This window comes from Plesiomonas sp. (genome assembly GCF_051650925.1).
Taxonomy (GTDB): domain Bacteria; phylum Pseudomonadota; class Gammaproteobacteria; order Enterobacterales; family CAMTGL01; genus Plesiomonas.
On sequence record NZ_JBOFRH010000499.1, the window covers coordinates 1 to 1,222 of the forward strand.

At 47.3% G+C, this 1,222-nt stretch carries 1 protein-coding gene; it reads left to right on the forward strand.

What is annotated here, in order from left to right:
- Positions 1-641 (forward strand): aminotransferase class III-fold pyridoxal phosphate-dependent enzyme (locus ACRC27_RS12005; protein ID WP_438639975.1); only part of this gene is annotated, 641 nt, incomplete at its 5' end.
- Positions 642-1,222 lie beyond the last annotated feature (581 nt).

Here is a 1,222-nt window from a genome sequence, read left to right on the forward strand (position 1 = left end):
TCGTACAAGGCGCTGGCGGGATGCGGATGTACCACCCGCAATACTTGCGTGAAGTACGTAAGCTATGTGATGAATTTGGTATCTTGCTGATTGCCGACGAAATTGCGACCGGATTTGGTCGCACCGGGCGGCTTTTTGCCTGTGAACATGCCGAGGTCACGCCCGATATTTTGTGCTTAGGCAAAGCGTTGACCGGTGGCTATATGACGCTCTCCGCCACCCTCACCACGCGGCACATTGCTGATACCATTAGCGGTGGTAGCGCCGGTTGTTTCATGCACGGGCCAACCTTTATGGCTAACCCGCTCGCCTGCGCCGTGGCATCGGCAAGTCTGACGTTACTGGCCAGCGGCAGCTGGCAAGCGGATGTGCAGCGTATCGAAGCGGTACTCAAGGCCGATTTGCAGCCGTTAAGCACACATCCTGCAGTTACGGATGTGCGAGTGCTCGGCGCGATCGGTGTAGTGGAGATGCGCCAACCGGTGAACATGGCACGGTTACAGGCCGAATTTGTGCGCCTCGGGGTGTGGATCCGTCCGTTTGGACGCTTAATCTATGTGATGCCGCCCTATATGTCGCCGACAGAAGATGTGCACCGTTTAACTGCGGCTATACATGCAGTGATTGAGCAAGGCCTCTGAGACCATCAACCGCAAGCCCTTTTTCTACAGCAGCGAATACGACACGTATCTAATACGTAGCAGTATTCGCTGTTGGCGGTTGTTAAGCGCTTGAAATTTCGGTCTTAAACTTAACGTTTAAAATAGAAATGTTGATATCGAGGCGTTTGAGGTTTAACCGTGAATACTTCGGTTGCTTGGGTATTGATGTTTAGATATTGAGGGTCTTGTAGCACGCACTATATAGCATCACATATTTATCCCCGTTTATGCTCGGCTCGAATTAAAAATAACGCTCACACAACTGACTGAAATGCATATTTATTTCATTTTCACCACCAATAACCCAAGCGCATATTCTTTTTAATTATAACACCCTCAACAATTAATTTTAAATCGCACATTTATAGAATGTAATGCGCGCATTTCCCCCTCACGTTCATTTATCAGATCTTAAGGCTTTCACTTTCGTTTTACGCATATGCACGCAAGGCATATTCATACAGAATAATTCGCTTTAAAAAAGCCGTTTTAGCAAAAACAACAGGTCATACCAGCTTACTGGCGTGTATTTATTCTAAAAACAACAATTACAAGATAAC